Annotated in this window: 15 protein-coding genes; 3 read left to right on the top strand and 12 right to left on the bottom strand. The window is 56.0% G+C overall.

The window, feature by feature from the left end; all coding sequences use genetic code 11:
• Window positions 1-56 precede the first annotated feature (56 nt).
• The 3 genes from ACOTTU_RS09090 to ACOTTU_RS09080 are packed head-to-tail and all read left to right on the top strand — an operon-like array spanning window position 57 to window position 4,174.
• Entirely contained in the window at window positions 57-1,043 is a 987-nt protein-coding gene (locus ACOTTU_RS09090) for a glycosyltransferase family 2 protein (RefSeq protein ID WP_425657492.1), read from the top strand.
• On the top strand, window positions 1,040-2,740 hold the full coding sequence (locus ACOTTU_RS09085; RefSeq protein ID WP_425657490.1) for a beta-1,6-N-acetylglucosaminyltransferase: 1,701 nt from the start codon (window positions 1,040-1,042) through the stop codon (window positions 2,738-2,740). The genes ACOTTU_RS09090 and ACOTTU_RS09085 overlap by 4 nt, the downstream gene beginning before the upstream one ends.
• Before the next feature lie 3 nt (window positions 2,741-2,743).
• Window positions 2,744-4,174 carry a sulfotransferase family 2 domain-containing protein gene (locus ACOTTU_RS09080; protein WP_425657489.1) on the top strand — a complete coding sequence of 477 codons (1,431 nt, stop codon included), beginning with the start codon at window positions 2,744-2,746 and terminating at the stop codon, window positions 4,172-4,174.
• Window positions 4,175-4,178: 4 nt separating this feature from the next.
• Here ACOTTU_RS09080 and ACOTTU_RS09075 read toward each other — a convergent pair whose 3' ends face one another.
• From ACOTTU_RS09075 to paaC, 12 genes are all read right to left on the bottom strand, one after another.
• The gene (locus ACOTTU_RS09075) at window positions 4,179-4,643 is read right to left on the bottom strand and encodes a PTS sugar transporter subunit IIA (RefSeq protein ID WP_298915977.1); all 465 of its coding nucleotides are present in this window, start codon (window positions 4,641-4,643) and stop codon (window positions 4,179-4,181) included.
• 43 nt (window positions 4,644-4,686) lie between these two features.
• On the bottom strand, window positions 4,687-5,253 hold the full coding sequence (gene hpf, locus ACOTTU_RS09070; protein ID WP_425657487.1) for a ribosome hibernation-promoting factor, HPF/YfiA family: 567 nt from the start codon (window positions 5,251-5,253) through the stop codon (window positions 4,687-4,689).
• A 249-nt stretch (window positions 5,254-5,502) separates the two neighbouring features.
• Window positions 5,503-6,261: an LPS export ABC transporter ATP-binding protein gene (gene lptB, locus ACOTTU_RS09065; RefSeq protein WP_298915971.1), complete on the bottom strand. Its 759-nt coding sequence runs from the start codon at window positions 6,259-6,261 to the stop codon at window positions 5,503-5,505.
• Window positions 6,261-6,746, bottom strand: a complete 486-nt coding sequence (locus ACOTTU_RS09060; protein WP_425657762.1) for an LptA/OstA family protein — start codon at window positions 6,744-6,746, stop codon at window positions 6,261-6,263. The genes lptB and ACOTTU_RS09060 overlap by 1 nt, the downstream gene beginning before the upstream one ends.
• Window positions 6,747-6,755: 9 nt before the next feature.
• Window positions 6,756-7,340 carry an LPS export ABC transporter periplasmic protein LptC gene (gene lptC / locus ACOTTU_RS09055; protein WP_425657485.1) on the bottom strand — a complete coding sequence of 195 codons (585 nt, stop codon included), beginning with the start codon at window positions 7,338-7,340 and terminating at the stop codon, window positions 6,756-6,758.
• A 30-nt stretch (window positions 7,341-7,370) separates the two neighbouring features.
• Window positions 7,371-8,333 carry a KpsF/GutQ family sugar-phosphate isomerase gene (locus ACOTTU_RS09050; RefSeq protein WP_425657483.1) on the bottom strand — a complete coding sequence of 321 codons (963 nt, stop codon included), beginning with the start codon at window positions 8,331-8,333 and terminating at the stop codon, window positions 7,371-7,373.
• Window positions 8,330-8,944 carry a ribonuclease D gene (locus ACOTTU_RS09045; RefSeq protein WP_425657481.1) on the bottom strand — a complete coding sequence of 205 codons (615 nt, stop codon included), beginning with the start codon at window positions 8,942-8,944 and terminating at the stop codon, window positions 8,330-8,332. Before ACOTTU_RS09045 ends, ACOTTU_RS09050 begins: the two co-directional genes overlap by 4 nt.
• A gap of 42 nt (window positions 8,945-8,986) precedes the next feature.
• Window positions 8,987-9,763: a PaaX family transcriptional regulator C-terminal domain-containing protein gene (locus ACOTTU_RS09040; RefSeq protein WP_425657479.1), complete on the bottom strand. Its 777-nt coding sequence runs from the start codon at window positions 9,761-9,763 to the stop codon at window positions 8,987-8,989.
• Window positions 9,753-11,795: a phenylacetic acid degradation bifunctional protein PaaZ gene (paaZ, locus tag ACOTTU_RS09035; RefSeq protein ID WP_425657477.1), complete on the bottom strand. Its 2,043-nt coding sequence runs from the start codon at window positions 11,793-11,795 to the stop codon at window positions 9,753-9,755. Before paaZ ends, ACOTTU_RS09040 begins: the two co-directional genes overlap by 11 nt.
• A 9-nt stretch (window positions 11,796-11,804) precedes the next feature.
• Entirely contained in the window at window positions 11,805-12,869 is a 1,065-nt protein-coding gene (locus ACOTTU_RS09030) for a 2Fe-2S iron-sulfur cluster-binding protein (RefSeq protein ID WP_425657475.1), read from the bottom strand.
• Between the two features lie 5 nt (window positions 12,870-12,874).
• The gene (gene paaD, locus ACOTTU_RS09025) at window positions 12,875-13,342 is read right to left on the bottom strand and encodes a 1,2-phenylacetyl-CoA epoxidase subunit PaaD (protein WP_425657473.1); all 468 of its coding nucleotides are present in this window, start codon (window positions 13,340-13,342) and stop codon (window positions 12,875-12,877) included.
• The gene (gene paaC / locus ACOTTU_RS09020) at window positions 13,336-14,058 is read right to left on the bottom strand and encodes a 1,2-phenylacetyl-CoA epoxidase subunit PaaC (RefSeq protein WP_425657760.1); all 723 of its coding nucleotides are present in this window, start codon (window positions 14,056-14,058) and stop codon (window positions 13,336-13,338) included. Before paaC ends, paaD begins: the two co-directional genes overlap by 7 nt.
• Window positions 14,059-14,070 lie beyond the last annotated feature (12 nt).

Genomic DNA, 14,070 nt, shown 5'->3' with positions numbered 1-14,070 from the left:
CTACGGTAGAGGCGGTGAAGAAGGGCTGAGGTTTGAGTGTTCTGGGATCCTACCGGATGCGTTTGGCGCGAAAGCGGCTGCGTTTGCGCGCCCAGCGAAAGAGCTTCGAATTACGTCGTGTTGTGGATCGAACCTCGCAAATCCGGGATGGTGACATCCTGCTTTTCTCAACCCAGAGAAACGAGAAGGTAAGACTGCCTTATTTTCTGGAGTACTACCGTGAAATGGGTGTGACCCATTTCTTTATCGTCGACAATGACAGCACCGACGGCACGGCAGACTATCTTGTGGATCAGCCGGATGTATCCTTGTGGCAGACCAGGGGCAGTTACAAGCGCGCACGGTTTGGTGTCGACTGGCTGAACTATTTGCAGGGCAAATACGCTGACGGTCATTGGTGTGTCGTCGTCGATCCTGATGAATTCCTGCTCTACCCGTTTTGCGATACGCGCCCTTTGCGGGCTCTCACAGACTGGCTTGACAGCTGCTCGATCCGGGCATTTTCGGCCATGTTGCTGGATATGTATCCCAAAGGGCGTCTGGAAGAACAACCCTATCTGCCCGGGCAAAATCCGATCGACATCGCCTGCTGGTTCGACAGCGGGAACTACACGATCTCTCGCAATCACCTCTACGGCAACCTGTGGATACAAGGGGGCCCGCGCAGCCGTGTCTTTTTTCCCGAAGAACCCGAACGTGCACCTGCACTGAACAAGGTGCCGTTGGTCAAATGGGACAAGCGGTATACTTACGTGAATTCGACACACATGCTGCTGCCACGCGGGTTGAACCTCGTTTATGACGAGTGGGGTGGCGAAAAGGCCTCTGGCGTTCTTCTTCATGCCAAGTTCCTTGATACGTTCGCCGATAAGGCTACCGAGGAAATCAAACGCCAGCAGCATTATGCGGAGTCTTACGAGTATCGAGCCTACGCGGATCATCTGTCTGAAGATCCGCAGCTTTGGTGCAAGTGGTCAGAAAAATACATAAATTGGCGGCAGCTTGAAATACTGGGTTTGATGTCCAAGGGAAATTGGGCATGAGCGTTGGCATTGTCATTCTGGTGCATACGGCGCTGGACCGGGCCCGGCAGGTGGTGCGCCATTGGTCGGCTGCGGGGTGCCCCGTTGCGATCCATGTGGACAAGAGTGTGCCGCGCAAGACTTATGATGCCTTCGTGGCAGAACTTGCCGATTTGCCCGACATCACGTTTACGGCGCGCTACCGATGCGAATGGGGGACGTGGGGCATTGTGGCGGCAACCCAAACCGCATCAGAGCGGATGTTGTCCGATTTTCCTCATGTGCGCCATGTCTATCTGGCCTCGGGGTCCTGTTTGCCACTGCGCCCCGTGGACGAGCTGATCGACTATCTTGAGGAACGTCCGCAGACTGATTTTATCGAAAGCGCCACGACTGCTGACGTGCCGTGGACCATGGGCGGCCTTGATGCGGAACGGTTCACATTACGTTTCCCCTTCCCATGGAAGCGGCGGCGATACCTGTTCGATCGATATGTGGCCCTGCAGCGCGCACTGAGGGTCAAACGCAAAGTACCAGGCGGGTTGGTGCCTCATATGGGGTCGCAATGGTGGTGCCTCACCCGACAGACACTTTCTGCCATTTTGCAAGACCCCGCGCGAGATGAATATGACCGCTACTTTCGCCGGGTCTGGATTCCGGACGAAAGTTATTTCCAAACCTTGGCCCGGCAGTATGCAATCAACATTGAAAGCCGTTCCCTGACCCTTTCGAAATTCGACTATCAGGGCAAGCCGCACATCTTCTACGACGATCACTTGCAGCTGTTGCGGCGCTCCGACTGCTTTGTTGCTCGGAAAATCTGGCCCCACGCCAACCGTCTTTACGATGCGTTCCTTACCGATGCGGAAGGGGCAATGAAAAAGACCGAGCCAAACCCCGGCAAGATTGACAGAATTTTCGCCAAGGCGGTTGAACGCCGTACGCGTGGTCGTGCAGGTCTTTACATGCAGAGCCGGCACCCGCGTGAGGATTGGGAGAACGGTGTGACCGCAGCACCTTATTCCATGTTTCAGGGGTTTGCTGAACTCTTTGAGAACTTTGAACCTTGGTTGGCCAAATCAACGGGTGCCCGGGTGCACGGCCATCTCTTTGCGCCTGACGGCGCTCATTTCGCTGATGGCCATACCGCCATGAATGGTGCGCTCAGCAGCAGCGCGACCTTGCGCGACTACAATCCTCACGCCTTCCTGACCAATCTGATATGGAACACCCGAGGGGAGCGTCAGTGCTTTCAGTTCGGACCCGGTGACAATCAGGCGATCAATTGGCGCGTTGCAAAGGATCCGAACGCCCAGATTTCGGTCATCAGCGGTGCCTGGGCGGTGCCGCTCTTTCGTACAAACGCGAATTTTGTCGATTTGCGCAGGTTGGCAGCTCATTTGCAAAAAACCGAAAGTGAACATCTTGATGTCCTTCGCTCAACTTGGGTGAAAGCAAGGGTTCGAATTTGGACAATGGCCGAATTCATCGAAGCACCGATGGAGCCCTTGCAGGGAATACTGGACGAGATCGGCCCTACGACCCCGCGCCGATTGTCGGAAGTTCCGCGTATGGTGGATTTGAAAGGCTTTGGTCAGTTCCTTCAGAATCTGAAGAACCAGGGTATGCACCCCTACCTAATGGGCGATTTCCCCGTTGACACCATGGGCACGACGGGCGCTCAGGACAGGCCAAGTAAACCCTATCTGGTGCGTTAGGTCATGGCTGCGCCCTTTGCGTCTTTTGTCATCTTTGCAGAGATGCGTACTGGATCGAACCTTCTGGAGGCAAATCTGAATGCCGTTGAGGGCATTGCGTGTCATGGCGAGGCTTTTAACCCGCATTTCATCGGCTACCCCAACCGCGAAGAGCTCTTGGGCATCACGATGGATGAACGCGAAGGTAATCCCACAAAACTTCTGAACAAGATCAATACAAGCAGCGCGGGTTTGTCAGGTTTTAGGTACTTCCACGATCACGACCCGCGCGTGCTGGATTTAATTCTGGAAAACCGGGAATGCGCAAAAATCATTCTGACCCGAAATCCGGTTGATAGCTATGTAAGCTGGAAGATTGCGCAGGCAACCGGACAGTGGAAATTGACGGATGTCAAAAGGCGCAAAGACGCCAAAGCCAAGTTCGATGCTGACGAGTTTGAGATTTATCGCAATGATTTGCAGCGCTTCCAGAACATGTTGCAAAGCCGTCTGCAGACGAGCGGACAGAGTGCATTTTTTCTGACCTATGAGGATTTGCAATCGATCGATGTCGTGAATGGCCTGATCAAATTTCTTGGAGCGTCCGGCCATCTGGAAAAGCTCGATACCAGTTTGAAGGTGCAGAATCCCGCGCCGGTTTCGTGCAAGGTAAGCAATTTCGTAGAGATGGAAGCGGCGTTGGCAAAGCTGGACTGCTTTGATCTTGCACATGCGCCAAACTTTGAGCCACGACGCCTCGCAGCCGTTCCGACCTATGTGGCCTGTGCGGAAACAGCTCTCTTGTATCTTCCGATCAAAGGAGGGCCGCGTGCGGATGTGACCAATTGGATGGCCAACCTGGACAATGTTCGTCCCGAAGACCTGATAACTGGGATGTCACAAAAAGAGTTGCGGCAGTGGAAGCGACGGCACCAGGGGCACCGCAGCTTTTCGGTGCTTCGACACCCCGTGGCGCGTGCGCACGGTGTTTTCTGTGACCATATTCTGGGCTACGGAGCGCCAGTTTTTGACGCCGTTCGGCGGACATTGATCAAACGATATGGGTTGGATATTCCTGCAACCCCCGACGAAGGAGGTTATGATCTGGAGCGTCACAAGGCAGCATTTCTCGGCTTTGTCGAATTTCTGAGAAAAAACCTGGCAGGGCAGACGGCGATCAGGGTCGATGCCGCATGGTGCTCGCAGTCAGAGGTGGTTCAGGGCTTTGCTCAATTCGCCTTGCCGGATGTTCTGATCCGCGAAGATGGCGCTATGGAAGACGATCTTGATGCGATTGCCATGCGCGCTGGGCACACCAATGCGCCAAGATTTGAACGGCGTCAGCATGAGGCGCCATTCCGGCTTGCGGATGTTTATGACGAAGAGGTCGAGCGTGCCGTGTCACAGGCCTATCAGCGCGACTATATGATGTTCGGATTTGAGCGCTGGGCGTAAAGATCTACGCCGCCTGCTCGGATTCCGTCGATGTCAGGATCGTGTGCAAGGTAGCGGGATTTGGATTTGCTCTCAGCTTGCTGCAGATATTCTGGTCCCGCAGCGTCCGGGAAACCAGCGCCAGCGCCTTGAGATGTTCTACGCCAGCGTCTTCCGGCGCAAACAGCGCAAAGGCGATATCCACAGGTTGACGGTCAACTGCATTGAAATCGATGGGTTTCTCCAAAAGCACAAAGGCCCCAACGACATCTTCCAGACCACTAAGACGTGCATGCGGTAGGGCGACACCATGCCCGACGCCGGTCGGACCAAGCGCTTCACGCTCCAAAAGCGCATCAAGAACCGCACCAGCACTTAGCCCATAGGCCTCTTCCGCAAGATCGCTGAGATCATGCATCAACCGTTTCTTGCTTGAGGCGGCGGTCGAAACCTTCACCGCCTCAGGCTTGAGGAGTTTATCAAAATCCATACTGCTCGCACTTTTCTGGAGGCGGCTTTGCCTCTCGGACATCCTATTGCGGGTCTATCCAGCCAATGTTTCCGTCATCACGACGGTATACGACGTTCAAGCCCTCTTTGCCTTCGTTTCTAAAGACCAAAATCGGGGCACCAGCAAGCTCCATTTGCATCACAGCCTCACCGACGGACAAAGAGGGTATCTTTGTTTCAATTTCGGCGACGATGATCGGTTGCAGCGTCTCTGGTTCCTGCGACTCTGAGTCGGCATCTGATGCGAGGATATAGGAGGACGCGCCGTAGATTTCAACAGGCTCAGCTCGATCTTTGTGATGATCTTTCAACCTACGCTTGTATCGACGGAGCTGCTTTTCCATCTTGTCGCAGCACGAATCAAAAGCCGCATAGATTTCGGTCTGATGTGCCTTTGCCTGTGCGGTCAGGCCGGTAGACAGATGTACAGTCGCCTCGCAGACGAACTCGTGGGCCGATTTGGAAAACACAACAACCGCTTCAGTTGGACGCTCGGCATATTTCTTTACAGCTTCGCCCAGTTCTTCCTTTACGTGGGTTTGAAGTGCTTCACCGATGTCGATCTGTTTGCCGCTGATTTGATACCGCATAGTCTCTCCTAATTATGGTCGATCCAACAGCCCGTTCGATGACGCCAGAGCGCCAGATGTCAGGCCAGAGAACCACGGAAAATGGCATTCCTTTGGATTGTTGTCCTTCGGGCCCTGGCAAGCAGGCCAATGCGCGGTCAGACAGGAACTGGTAAGTGCCATGCTGTCATTGAGCCCGAAAAACCGTACCGGAGTCAAACGAAAGCGGGCTTTCTAAGCAGAAAAATGGTTAACGCTCGCTTACAACCATCAGGAGATTTTGAAGTTGTCACCGAGGTAGACCCGGCGCACGTTTTCGTTTTGTACGACTTCGTCAGGGGAGCCCGACATCAGCACACGGCCTTCGTGCAGAATATAAGCGCGATCAACGATTTCGAGTGTTTCTCGGACGTTGTGATCGGTGATCAAAACACCAATGCCGCGTTTTTTCAGATCGGCGACCAGATGTCTGATATCCCCGACGGAGATGGGGTCAACGCCCGCAAAAGGTTCATCCAACAACAGGTATTTTGGGCTTGCAGCGAGGCAACGGGCGATCTCGACCCGACGCCGTTCACCACCAGACAGGGCCAGAGCCGGCGCGCGGCGGAGATGTTCAATGGAGAACTCGCTGAGCAGTTCCTCCAGCCTTTCACGACGCTTGTGGCGGTCTGCCTCGCTGATGTCCAGAATTGCGCTGATGTTATCCTGAACCGACAGCCCTCTGAAGATGCTCATTTCCTGCGGCAGATAGCCAATCCCGAGCCGGGCACGACGATACATCGGCAAATGTGTCACCTCTTGCCCATCAATGCGCACCACGCCACCTTCAGGCGTGACCAATCCCGCAACGGCATAGAATGTCGTGGTTTTTCCTGATCCGTTGGGACCAAGAAGCGCAACGACTTCGCCACGCTCCAAATACATCGAAAAGTCACGGATGACGGTCTTTTTTCGATAGGATTTGCGCAGATGTTCGACGTGGAGACCTGCGGACCCTTCTGAAACCGTAAGCACAGGACGCGCCATCAGTTGTCGCCCGTCCGCAGGATGGTTTTGACTGACCCCGACATCTGTGCCGTACCGCTATCGAGCTGCACGGTCATTCGGTCGGCTGTGATCGCAGATGGTCCCTGGGTCAAAAGCACGTTACCCGTCATCACAATGGTACCATCATCAATATTGTAGTTGGCTTTTTCCGATTCGGCGGCATCCGGGCCGGAAACCAATAGTACATCACCTGTGGCCTCCATACGTTCGATACCATCGGTCTCCTCGCGGTAAACAACCAATACCCGCTTCGCCGAAAGGCGCATCTCCCCCTGACCAACAACCACATTTCCCGTAAAGACGGCCTCTCCGGTCGCCTGATCGACGGACAGATTTTCGGCAGTCACTTCCACAGGGAGGCTCGTATCTTGCTGCAAGGCACCAAATGCGACCTGCGTCCCCTGCGCCCAGAGCGCCTGAGAAGCGAGCAAGATGAACAGGGGGAGGGTCAGTATTTTTAACAAATTCACGCGTCAGTCTTTCACCTGTTTGGGTTGATATAACAGCTTCACGCCATTTGTGAAAATCAATTGGGCGGGGGCATCTGCTTTGGGCGATTTCAGTTCCATACTGCCAGCGATCAGCTCGCCCCCGGGCGTCGTGGCCAAAACCGTATCGGGGGATACGACGTTGAGCGAGGATATCCGGGCAACAAGAGCCTCTGTCGTGATTCTGTATCCCTGCGAGGTGGTGATCACGACATTCCCGGTCAGATTGGAAGTATCATTGGCAACATCAACAGCGCCTTTCAGAGAGGTGACCGTCAACCGCGTCCCATTTGCCAGGTCGAATTTGACAAAAACGTCATTCGCCTGTGTGGCACCGGTGACCCCATTCGGAGACGTGACCGTCTCGGCGATAAAGGCTATCTGATCGCCATTTGAGGTGGTGCCGGAGTAGTAGGGTCCGGAAACTTTCTGGTTCAGCAGGCGGTCCTGGACTTCGGTGTCTGCGAAAGGAATCGAATTGGCGGGATCGACTACGCGGGCCAGCAAGAACAAGGTGGACAGTAATCCAAGTGCGGCAAGCGGCAGCGCCACTTTAAGCCATGCCACCATGCGTGAATAGCGATCTCCCTGCATGGCGCTTCAGCCCAACCCGACCCGCAGGCAATCGTGAATGCGGATCAGACCACGAGGAACTGGCGGCCCTTCATTGTCGACAACGAACAGGCTTGTGATCTGACGCCCCTGCATCATCGCAACGGCTTTTTCTGCAAGTGCCCCAGGTTCAATTGTGACCGGTGATGCGGTCATGACGTCTTGAGCCGTGAGCGACAAAAGACCATCCATGTGCCGTCGCAAATCGCCATCGGTGATGATGCCTGCAAGGATGCCGTCATTGCCGGTAACACCGACCACCCCGAACCCCTTTTGACTGATTTCGATCAGCGCTTCGGACATCGGCGTTGTTGGCGACACCAGCGGCAGTTGATCGCCGCTGTGCATCAGGTCAGAGACGCGGCTGAGTTGCGCGCCCAATTTTCCGCCCGGGTGAAAATCACGGAAGTTCTCGGGCGTGAAGGAACGATGCTCCATCAGTGCAATGGCCAATGCATCGCCCAAAGCCAGGGTCATGGTTGTGGACGAAGATGGCACGACGCCCGTACCGCAGGCCTCCCCCAACCGTGGCAGCAGCAGCACGACATCGCATTCGCGCCCGAGGCTGGAGCCTTCGACGCTGGTGATCCCCAAGAGTGGAATATCAAAACGCCGCGCGTAAGCGATCAGGTTGGCAAGTTCGGGCGCTTCACCGGAGTTGGAGATTGCCAGAACGACATCCGCATTGGTGATCATTCCCAGGTCGCCGTGACTGGCCTCCGCGGGGTGTACGAATTGGGCCGGGGTGCCGGTACTGGCCAGCGTCGCCGCGATTTTCCGGGCGATGTGGCCGGATTTACCGATACCGGTGACGATCACGCGACCCTTACTGTTGAGCAACAGGTCAATTGCCTTTCTAAACCGACCATCCAGCCCGTCTGCCAGCGTCTTGAGCGCGTCGGCTTCTGCGCGGATCACACGCCGGGCTGTATCGATAAAGGGCGTGCTCATGAATGTGCAAAGATGTCCGTGTCGGGCCAGCCCTCAAGGTCAAGCCGTGCGCGCATTGGCAGAAAGTCAAAACAGGACTGAGCGATCTCCATCCGGTTTTCACGCGCGAGCATTTTGTTCAGGGCTTCGCGCAGTTGGTGCAGATAGAGCACATCGGACGCGGCATAATCGACCTGCGCGTCGGTCAGCGTATCTGCACCCCAGTCGCTGGATTGCTGCTGTTTGGAAATGTCGATGTCGAGCATTTCTTGTAGTAGCTTCGCCAAGCCGTGACGATCCGTGAACGTGCGCACAAGGCGGCTAGCTATCTTGGTGCAGTAGACCGGCGAAGTCGTCGCGCCGAACGTATTCAGCAGTGCCGCGATGTCGAACCGACCGAAGTGAAAGAGCTTCAACACATTCGGGTCTTCCAGCAGCGCACAGAGGTTGGGCGCCTCGGTCTGGCCCTGCGCCACCTGCACCAGATGGGCCTTGCCATCGCCGCCCGATAGCTGCACCACACACAGCCGGTCACGGTGCGGGTTAAGCCCCATGGTTTCGCAGTCGATCGCAACTATGGGGCCAAGATCAAGTCCATCAGGCAGGTCATTTTTGTAAACGGTGTGAGTCATGCGCTCCCTATATCCTGCCTTTTTGCCTTGTGGAAGCACGGGTTAATTAGAAAGCTCCGTCAATTTTGGACGCGGGAACCGGTGCAAGAGCGTGCCGACTAGTTTGCGGCAGTCATTCTCGCGCCAGTCGTCAGTGTAAAGAGCTGTCGGCAAGTCGGGGTGTTTAAGCACCAGTCGCCGCCAATTGTGGACGATCAGGCAGCGTAAAACCGCCACCTGCAAAGGCGTAAGCACGGTGCCATCCGGCAATAGCTGATCGGTTTCCGTCAGGATTCTGTAAAGGTCTCGATAGTCTTGCCAGAGCCCGTCGGGCGTGAGCTGGACGCGCAGCCATTTTGGAATTGTCTCTCCGCGCAGACAAAGAGCATCGCCCGGCACCGCAAGAGCTGCAGCGCCGATCATCACGCGCGGCAAAAGCGGTGTATAGCCTTTGGCCATCATCTGACCGCGCTGATCGGTATCCGTGCCATCCATGATCACGAGTTGCCAATCGGTCGGCATGTCATCAGGGTGCGCGTAGATACGTTTGGCGGCCGTGAGGGATTCGCGACGTCCGTGGTCGGTCAGGCTATGCTGGCTGGTGCGTCCCGACTTTTGCGACGTGATCCAGCCGTCATTGCGCAATCTGTGCAACGCCACCCGCGTTGCTTCGGGGCGCACATTCATCGCCGCCATTATTTCTGAGAGGACCGGGCCATTGATACCGGCGTCTTCTTCCTGCGCAAGATCGCCAAACACGCTGATCAGCAGCGACCAGACGCGTTGCCCCCCCAGTTCCGTCAGTTTGGCCGTGAGATCGCGAAGGCCCTCAGAAGGCATTCATCGTCAGCAATTCATATTCTGCAACTGCCGCCCCCTCCTGATTGGTGAGCGTTACATGCCAGCGTACTTCACCATATTCCTCATTGCGCGGGGTCTTGGCTTTGACCGTCAGTCGGACAGAAATGGCATCGCCAGGTTGCACCGGTGCCATGAAACGCAGGTTATCAAGGCCTGTGTTGGCCAAAACGGGTCCCGGATCGGGTTGCACGAACAGACCAGCCGCAAAGCTCAACAGCAGGTAACCATGGGCGACCCGACCGGGAAAGAAGGGGTTGGCCGCCGCGGCCTTGTCGTCCATGTGCGCGTAGAATGTATCTCCGGTGAAATGCGCAAAGGTTTCGATATCGTCGAGTGTGATCGTCCGGGGCCCCGCATGCAGCGTGTCTCCGATATCAATTTTCGCGAAGCTGCGCGCAAATGGATGTGGTTTGTCGGATTTCTCTTGCGCGCCGGGAACCCAGTGGTTGGAAATTGCGGTCAGAATGTCAGGGCTGCCCTGAATTGCAGTGCGTTGCATGTAGTGCAAAACCCCGCGCACACCGCCGAGTTCCTCGCCGCCACCGGCGCGACCGGGACCGCCGTGGACCATATGCGGCAACGGCGCGCCGTGACCCGTTGCTTCTTTCATCGACGTGCGGTTGTTGAAATAGAGCCGTCCGTGGAAGGCGGCAGAGCCCATCGCCACTTCGCGGGTAACGTCGCCGCTATTGGTTATGATCGAAGCAACAAGCGATCCTTGCCCGCGGTTCAATAGTGCAATCGCATGATCGAGATCGCGATATCCCATGATGGTCGCTACGGGTCCAAATGCCTCGGTGTCATGCACGCGCAGTGCTGTATCCGGTTCCGGACAGTGAAACAGCATCGGCGGCAGGAATGCGCCCTTGGTGGTGTCAGCGCCGTCCAACGCGAACGCGTCGGGATCGCCAAAGACCCTTTCGGCCTCTGTTTCGATCAAGGCGGCTTTTTCCAGTACGTCTCTTTTCTGCCCAATGGAGACAAGCGCACCCATCTGCGTAGTCTCTCGCCTCGGATCGCCGATTTGGATTTTCGAGAGGCGTTCTTTGACAGCTGCGATGACCGCATCCACGGACGCCTGAGGCACCATGATCCGTCGGATCGCCGTGCACTTCTGTCCTGCTTTCACGGTCATTTCCCGGTGCACTTCCTTTACGAAAAGGTCGAATTCGGGTGTGCCCGGATCTGCATCAGGCCCGAGCACCGAGGCATTCAGACTGTCCTGTTCGGCCATGAACCGCGTTGAGCGTTCCAGCAGAAGCGGGTTTGCGCGCAGCTTCAGAGCGGTTTCCGCCGACCCTGTGAAGCTGACCACATCCTGACAGTCCAGATGGTCGAGCATGTTGCCCAGACCACCAGTGACAAGCTGCAGCGCACCTTCGGGAAGCAATCCGCTGCCCAGCATGATGCGCACGCAGGCTTCGGTCACATAACATGTGGCCGTGGCCGGTTTCACGATTGCCGGTACACCCGCGAGCAGCGTTGGTGCCAGTTTTTCCAACATACCCCAGACCGGAAAATTGAAGGCATTAATGTGAACAGCAGCACCCTGCAGCGGCGTTGCAATGTGGCGTCCCATGAAGTGCCCGTGCCGACCCAGTTGTTCGACTGGGCCGTCCAGATAGGCATGTCCATCGGGCATCTCGCGACGGCCCTTGGAGGCAATAACCAGCATCGTGCCAATGCCACCATCAACGTCGATCAAGTGATCGGATTGTATGGCCCCGGTGTCAAAGCTGAGATCATAAAGCGCTTGCCGATGTTCTTTGAGGTGCAGGGCCAGCGCCTTGAGCATGCGCGCACGGTCGTGAAACGTCAGCTTGCGCAGCGCGGGACCACCACGTTCGCGCGCATATGCCAACATGCTTTGCACATCGAGCGCGTCATTCCCCGCGCAGGCAATAACCTCACCGTCAATCGCGCTGGTGATCTGACGCGCACCGGCACCCGGCGCAACCCATTGGCCGGCGGCAAAACTATGGATGTCGCGAAAGGCTGCGTCCTTGGGCATGATCTGTCCTTAATGTGTGTCGTATTCGACGGTGATCGTGTCACTCAGCGGGTAGCATTGGCAGGTCAGAACCATGCCCTGTTCGACCTCATAGTCCTCCAGAGCATGGTTGGTCAGCATCTCGTATTCGCCTTCCAGCACGCGCGCTTTGCAGGTCGAACACACGCCCGCCTTACAGGCAAATGGGGCGTCCAGAGCGTTGTCCAAAGCGGCCTCCAGCACCGATTGATCCTTGGGCATGGTGAAGCTGCGTGTCACCCCTTCGACAGTCACATGGGCCTCGGTGCCAGTCTGATCCTTTGCCCGATCCGCAATGGCCTGTTTCGCAAGCCGTCCCTGCTGGCTTTCGGTAAAGAGTTCAAACTTGATCTGATCCGGCTCTAACCCATGTGATTTCAGGCTTTCGGCAATGGCCAGCATCATTGGTTCTGGCCCGCAGATGAAGGCAACATCAATCGACCTGACATCCACCCAATGCCTGAACAGATTTTCACATTTGGCTTGATCGACCCGGCCGGTGAAGAGTTCCATATCTTGACCGGATTCCAGAATGTGAATGATGGTCAACCGGCCCATGAAGCGGTTCTTAAGGCCTTCAAGTTCTTCTCGGAACATGATCGTGTTGACCGCTCGGTTGGCATAGACCAGCGTGAAAGATGACAGTGGTTCGCGGCTCAGAACGGTTTTCAGGATAGACAACACCGGCGTGATGCCTGACCCGCCCGCAAAGCCAAGGTAGTTTTTCGCTTCATTAGGCTCTATTTTGGCGAAGAATGTGCCATTTGGCGGTGTGGCATGAAGCGTATCACCGATTTTGATTTCTGTGTTGGCGAAAGTCGAAAAGGCACCGCCGTTAACCCGTTTGATCCCCACTTGCAGCACACCATCGTCAAGGCCCGCGCAAATCGAATAGTTACGCCGCAGCTCAATGCCGTCGAAATCCTGTTTAAACGTCAGATATTGGCCTTGAGTGAAGTCAAAAACGTCCGGGTTTTCCGGTTTCAGGGTCAAGACGACTGCATCGCGGATCGTGTGATGAATATTGGTGACTGTGAGGGTATGAAACTGGGCCATATTTTTCAGATGCACTTAAAATAGTCAAAAGGTTCCAGACAGTCTTGGCAGCGCCATTGCGCCTTGCACGGGGTCGATCCGAATTGGCTGATCCGTTCCAGACTTTGGGATTTGCAGTGGGGGCAATGAGAGGGTCCGCCCGCAGCTTGCGGCGGGGCGATGCCATATTCCTCCAGACGTCGCCTGCCGCGGTCCGATAGCCAATCGGTTGTCCAGGCAGGCGACAATTGCGTTTTGAGCGTCAGATTTTTGATCCCGCGATCCCTCAATGCCGTCTCGATATCCAGGTTGATGATCCTTGTGGCCGGGCAGCCGGAATAAGTGGGGGTGACGGTCACTTCCAACGTGTCGTTTTGCCATTCCACGTCCCGAATGATCCCCAGGTCCGTCAGGCTGATGACCGGGATTTCTGGATCAGGAATCCCATCCAGCCATTGCCAAATCGTCTCTAACGCGGGCTTTTCGATTACCATATCGCATCCGGATAGGCACGTTGCAGCCATTGCATCTGCGCCAGCATATGGCCGAGGTGTTCGGAGTGGCGCTGCCCGGACTTTCCGCCTTTGTGCGCAAAATCACTTGCCGGTATTGTGAGCGTTGCTTGCGAAAAAACGTCCCGCAACAGTGTATCATATTGAGGTCGGAGCGACGCAGGGTCGGGTGCTATCCCTTCCGCCGAAAGTGCTGCGTCGACAGTATCGGATGTGAACATTTCACCCACGTAAGGATAGAGCCTATCAAGGGCATTCTGCATGCGCTCATGGCTTTCATCGGTCCCGTCGCCGAGGCCAATCACCGTGTCCGTGGTTCGTTCCAGATGGTAGGTTACTTCCTTGAGTGACTTCTCGGCGATCGCTGCGATTTGCGCATTGCTGCTCGATTGCAGAGCCGTCAGGTAGGCTTTGTGCCAGGCATCAAACAGGAACTGGCGCATCATGGTCTGACCGAAATCACCGTTTGGCTGCTCGACAAGCAGGACGTTCCGAAAATCCCAGATGTCGCGCCGAAAGGCGAGGGCGTCAGCGTTGCGCCCTTTTCCTTCGACCTCCCCGGCCAGGTTCAGCCACAGTGTCGTTTGCCCGATCAGGTCCAATGCCGTGTTGGCCAAGGCAATGTCTTCTTCGAGCACCGGCGCCACCCCACACCATTCCGACACGCGGTGCCCGAGCACCAGCGTGTTGTCGCCCATGCGGCAAAGGAA

The sequence above is a fragment of the Roseobacter sp. EG26 genome, from assembly GCF_049830555.1.
Taxonomy (GTDB): domain Bacteria; phylum Pseudomonadota; class Alphaproteobacteria; order Rhodobacterales; family Rhodobacteraceae; genus Roseobacter.
This window is presented reverse-complemented; position numbering and strand designations above follow the sequence as displayed.

Coding starts and splice junctions, on each gene's coding strand:
- ACOTTU_RS09090 (WP_425657492.1), top strand. CDS start 57: ATGCGTTTGGCGCGAAAGCGGCTGCGTTTGCGCGCCCAGCGAAAGAGC.
- ACOTTU_RS09085 (WP_425657490.1), top strand. CDS start 1,040: ATGAGCGTTGGCATTGTCATTCTGGTGCATACGGCGCTGGACCGGGCC.
- ACOTTU_RS09080 (WP_425657489.1), top strand. CDS start 2,744: ATGGCTGCGCCCTTTGCGTCTTTTGTCATCTTTGCAGAGATGCGTACT.
- ACOTTU_RS09075 (WP_298915977.1), bottom strand. CDS start 4,643: ATGGATTTTGATAAACTCCTCAAGCCTGAGGCGGTGAAGGTTTCGACC.
- hpf (WP_425657487.1), bottom strand. CDS start 5,253: ATGCGGTATCAAATCAGCGGCAAACAGATCGACATCGGTGAAGCACTT.
- lptB (WP_298915971.1), bottom strand. CDS start 6,261: ATGGCGCGTCCTGTGCTTACGGTTTCAGAAGGGTCCGCAGGTCTCCAC.
- lptC (WP_425657485.1), bottom strand. CDS start 7,340: ATGGTGGCATGGCTTAAAGTGGCGCTGCCGCTTGCCGCACTTGGATTA.
- ACOTTU_RS09050 (WP_425657483.1), bottom strand. CDS start 8,333: ATGAGCACGCCCTTTATCGATACAGCCCGGCGTGTGATCCGCGCAGAA.
- ACOTTU_RS09045 (WP_425657481.1), bottom strand. CDS start 8,944: ATGACTCACACCGTTTACAAAAATGACCTGCCTGATGGACTTGATCTT.
- ACOTTU_RS09040 (WP_425657479.1), bottom strand. CDS start 9,763: ATGCCTTCTGAGGGCCTTCGCGATCTCACGGCCAAACTGACGGAACTG.
- paaZ (WP_425657477.1), bottom strand. CDS start 11,795: ATGCCCAAGGACGCAGCCTTTCGCGACATCCATAGTTTTGCCGCCGGC.
- ACOTTU_RS09030 (WP_425657475.1), bottom strand. CDS start 12,869: ATGGCCCAGTTTCATACCCTCACAGTCACCAATATTCATCACACGATC.
- paaD (WP_425657473.1), bottom strand. CDS start 13,342: ATGGTAATCGAAAAGCCCGCGTTAGAGACGATTTGGCAATGGCTGGAT.
- paaC (WP_425657760.1), bottom strand. CDS start 14,058: ATGGGCGACAACACGCTGGTGCTCGGGCACCGCGTGTCGGAATGGTGT.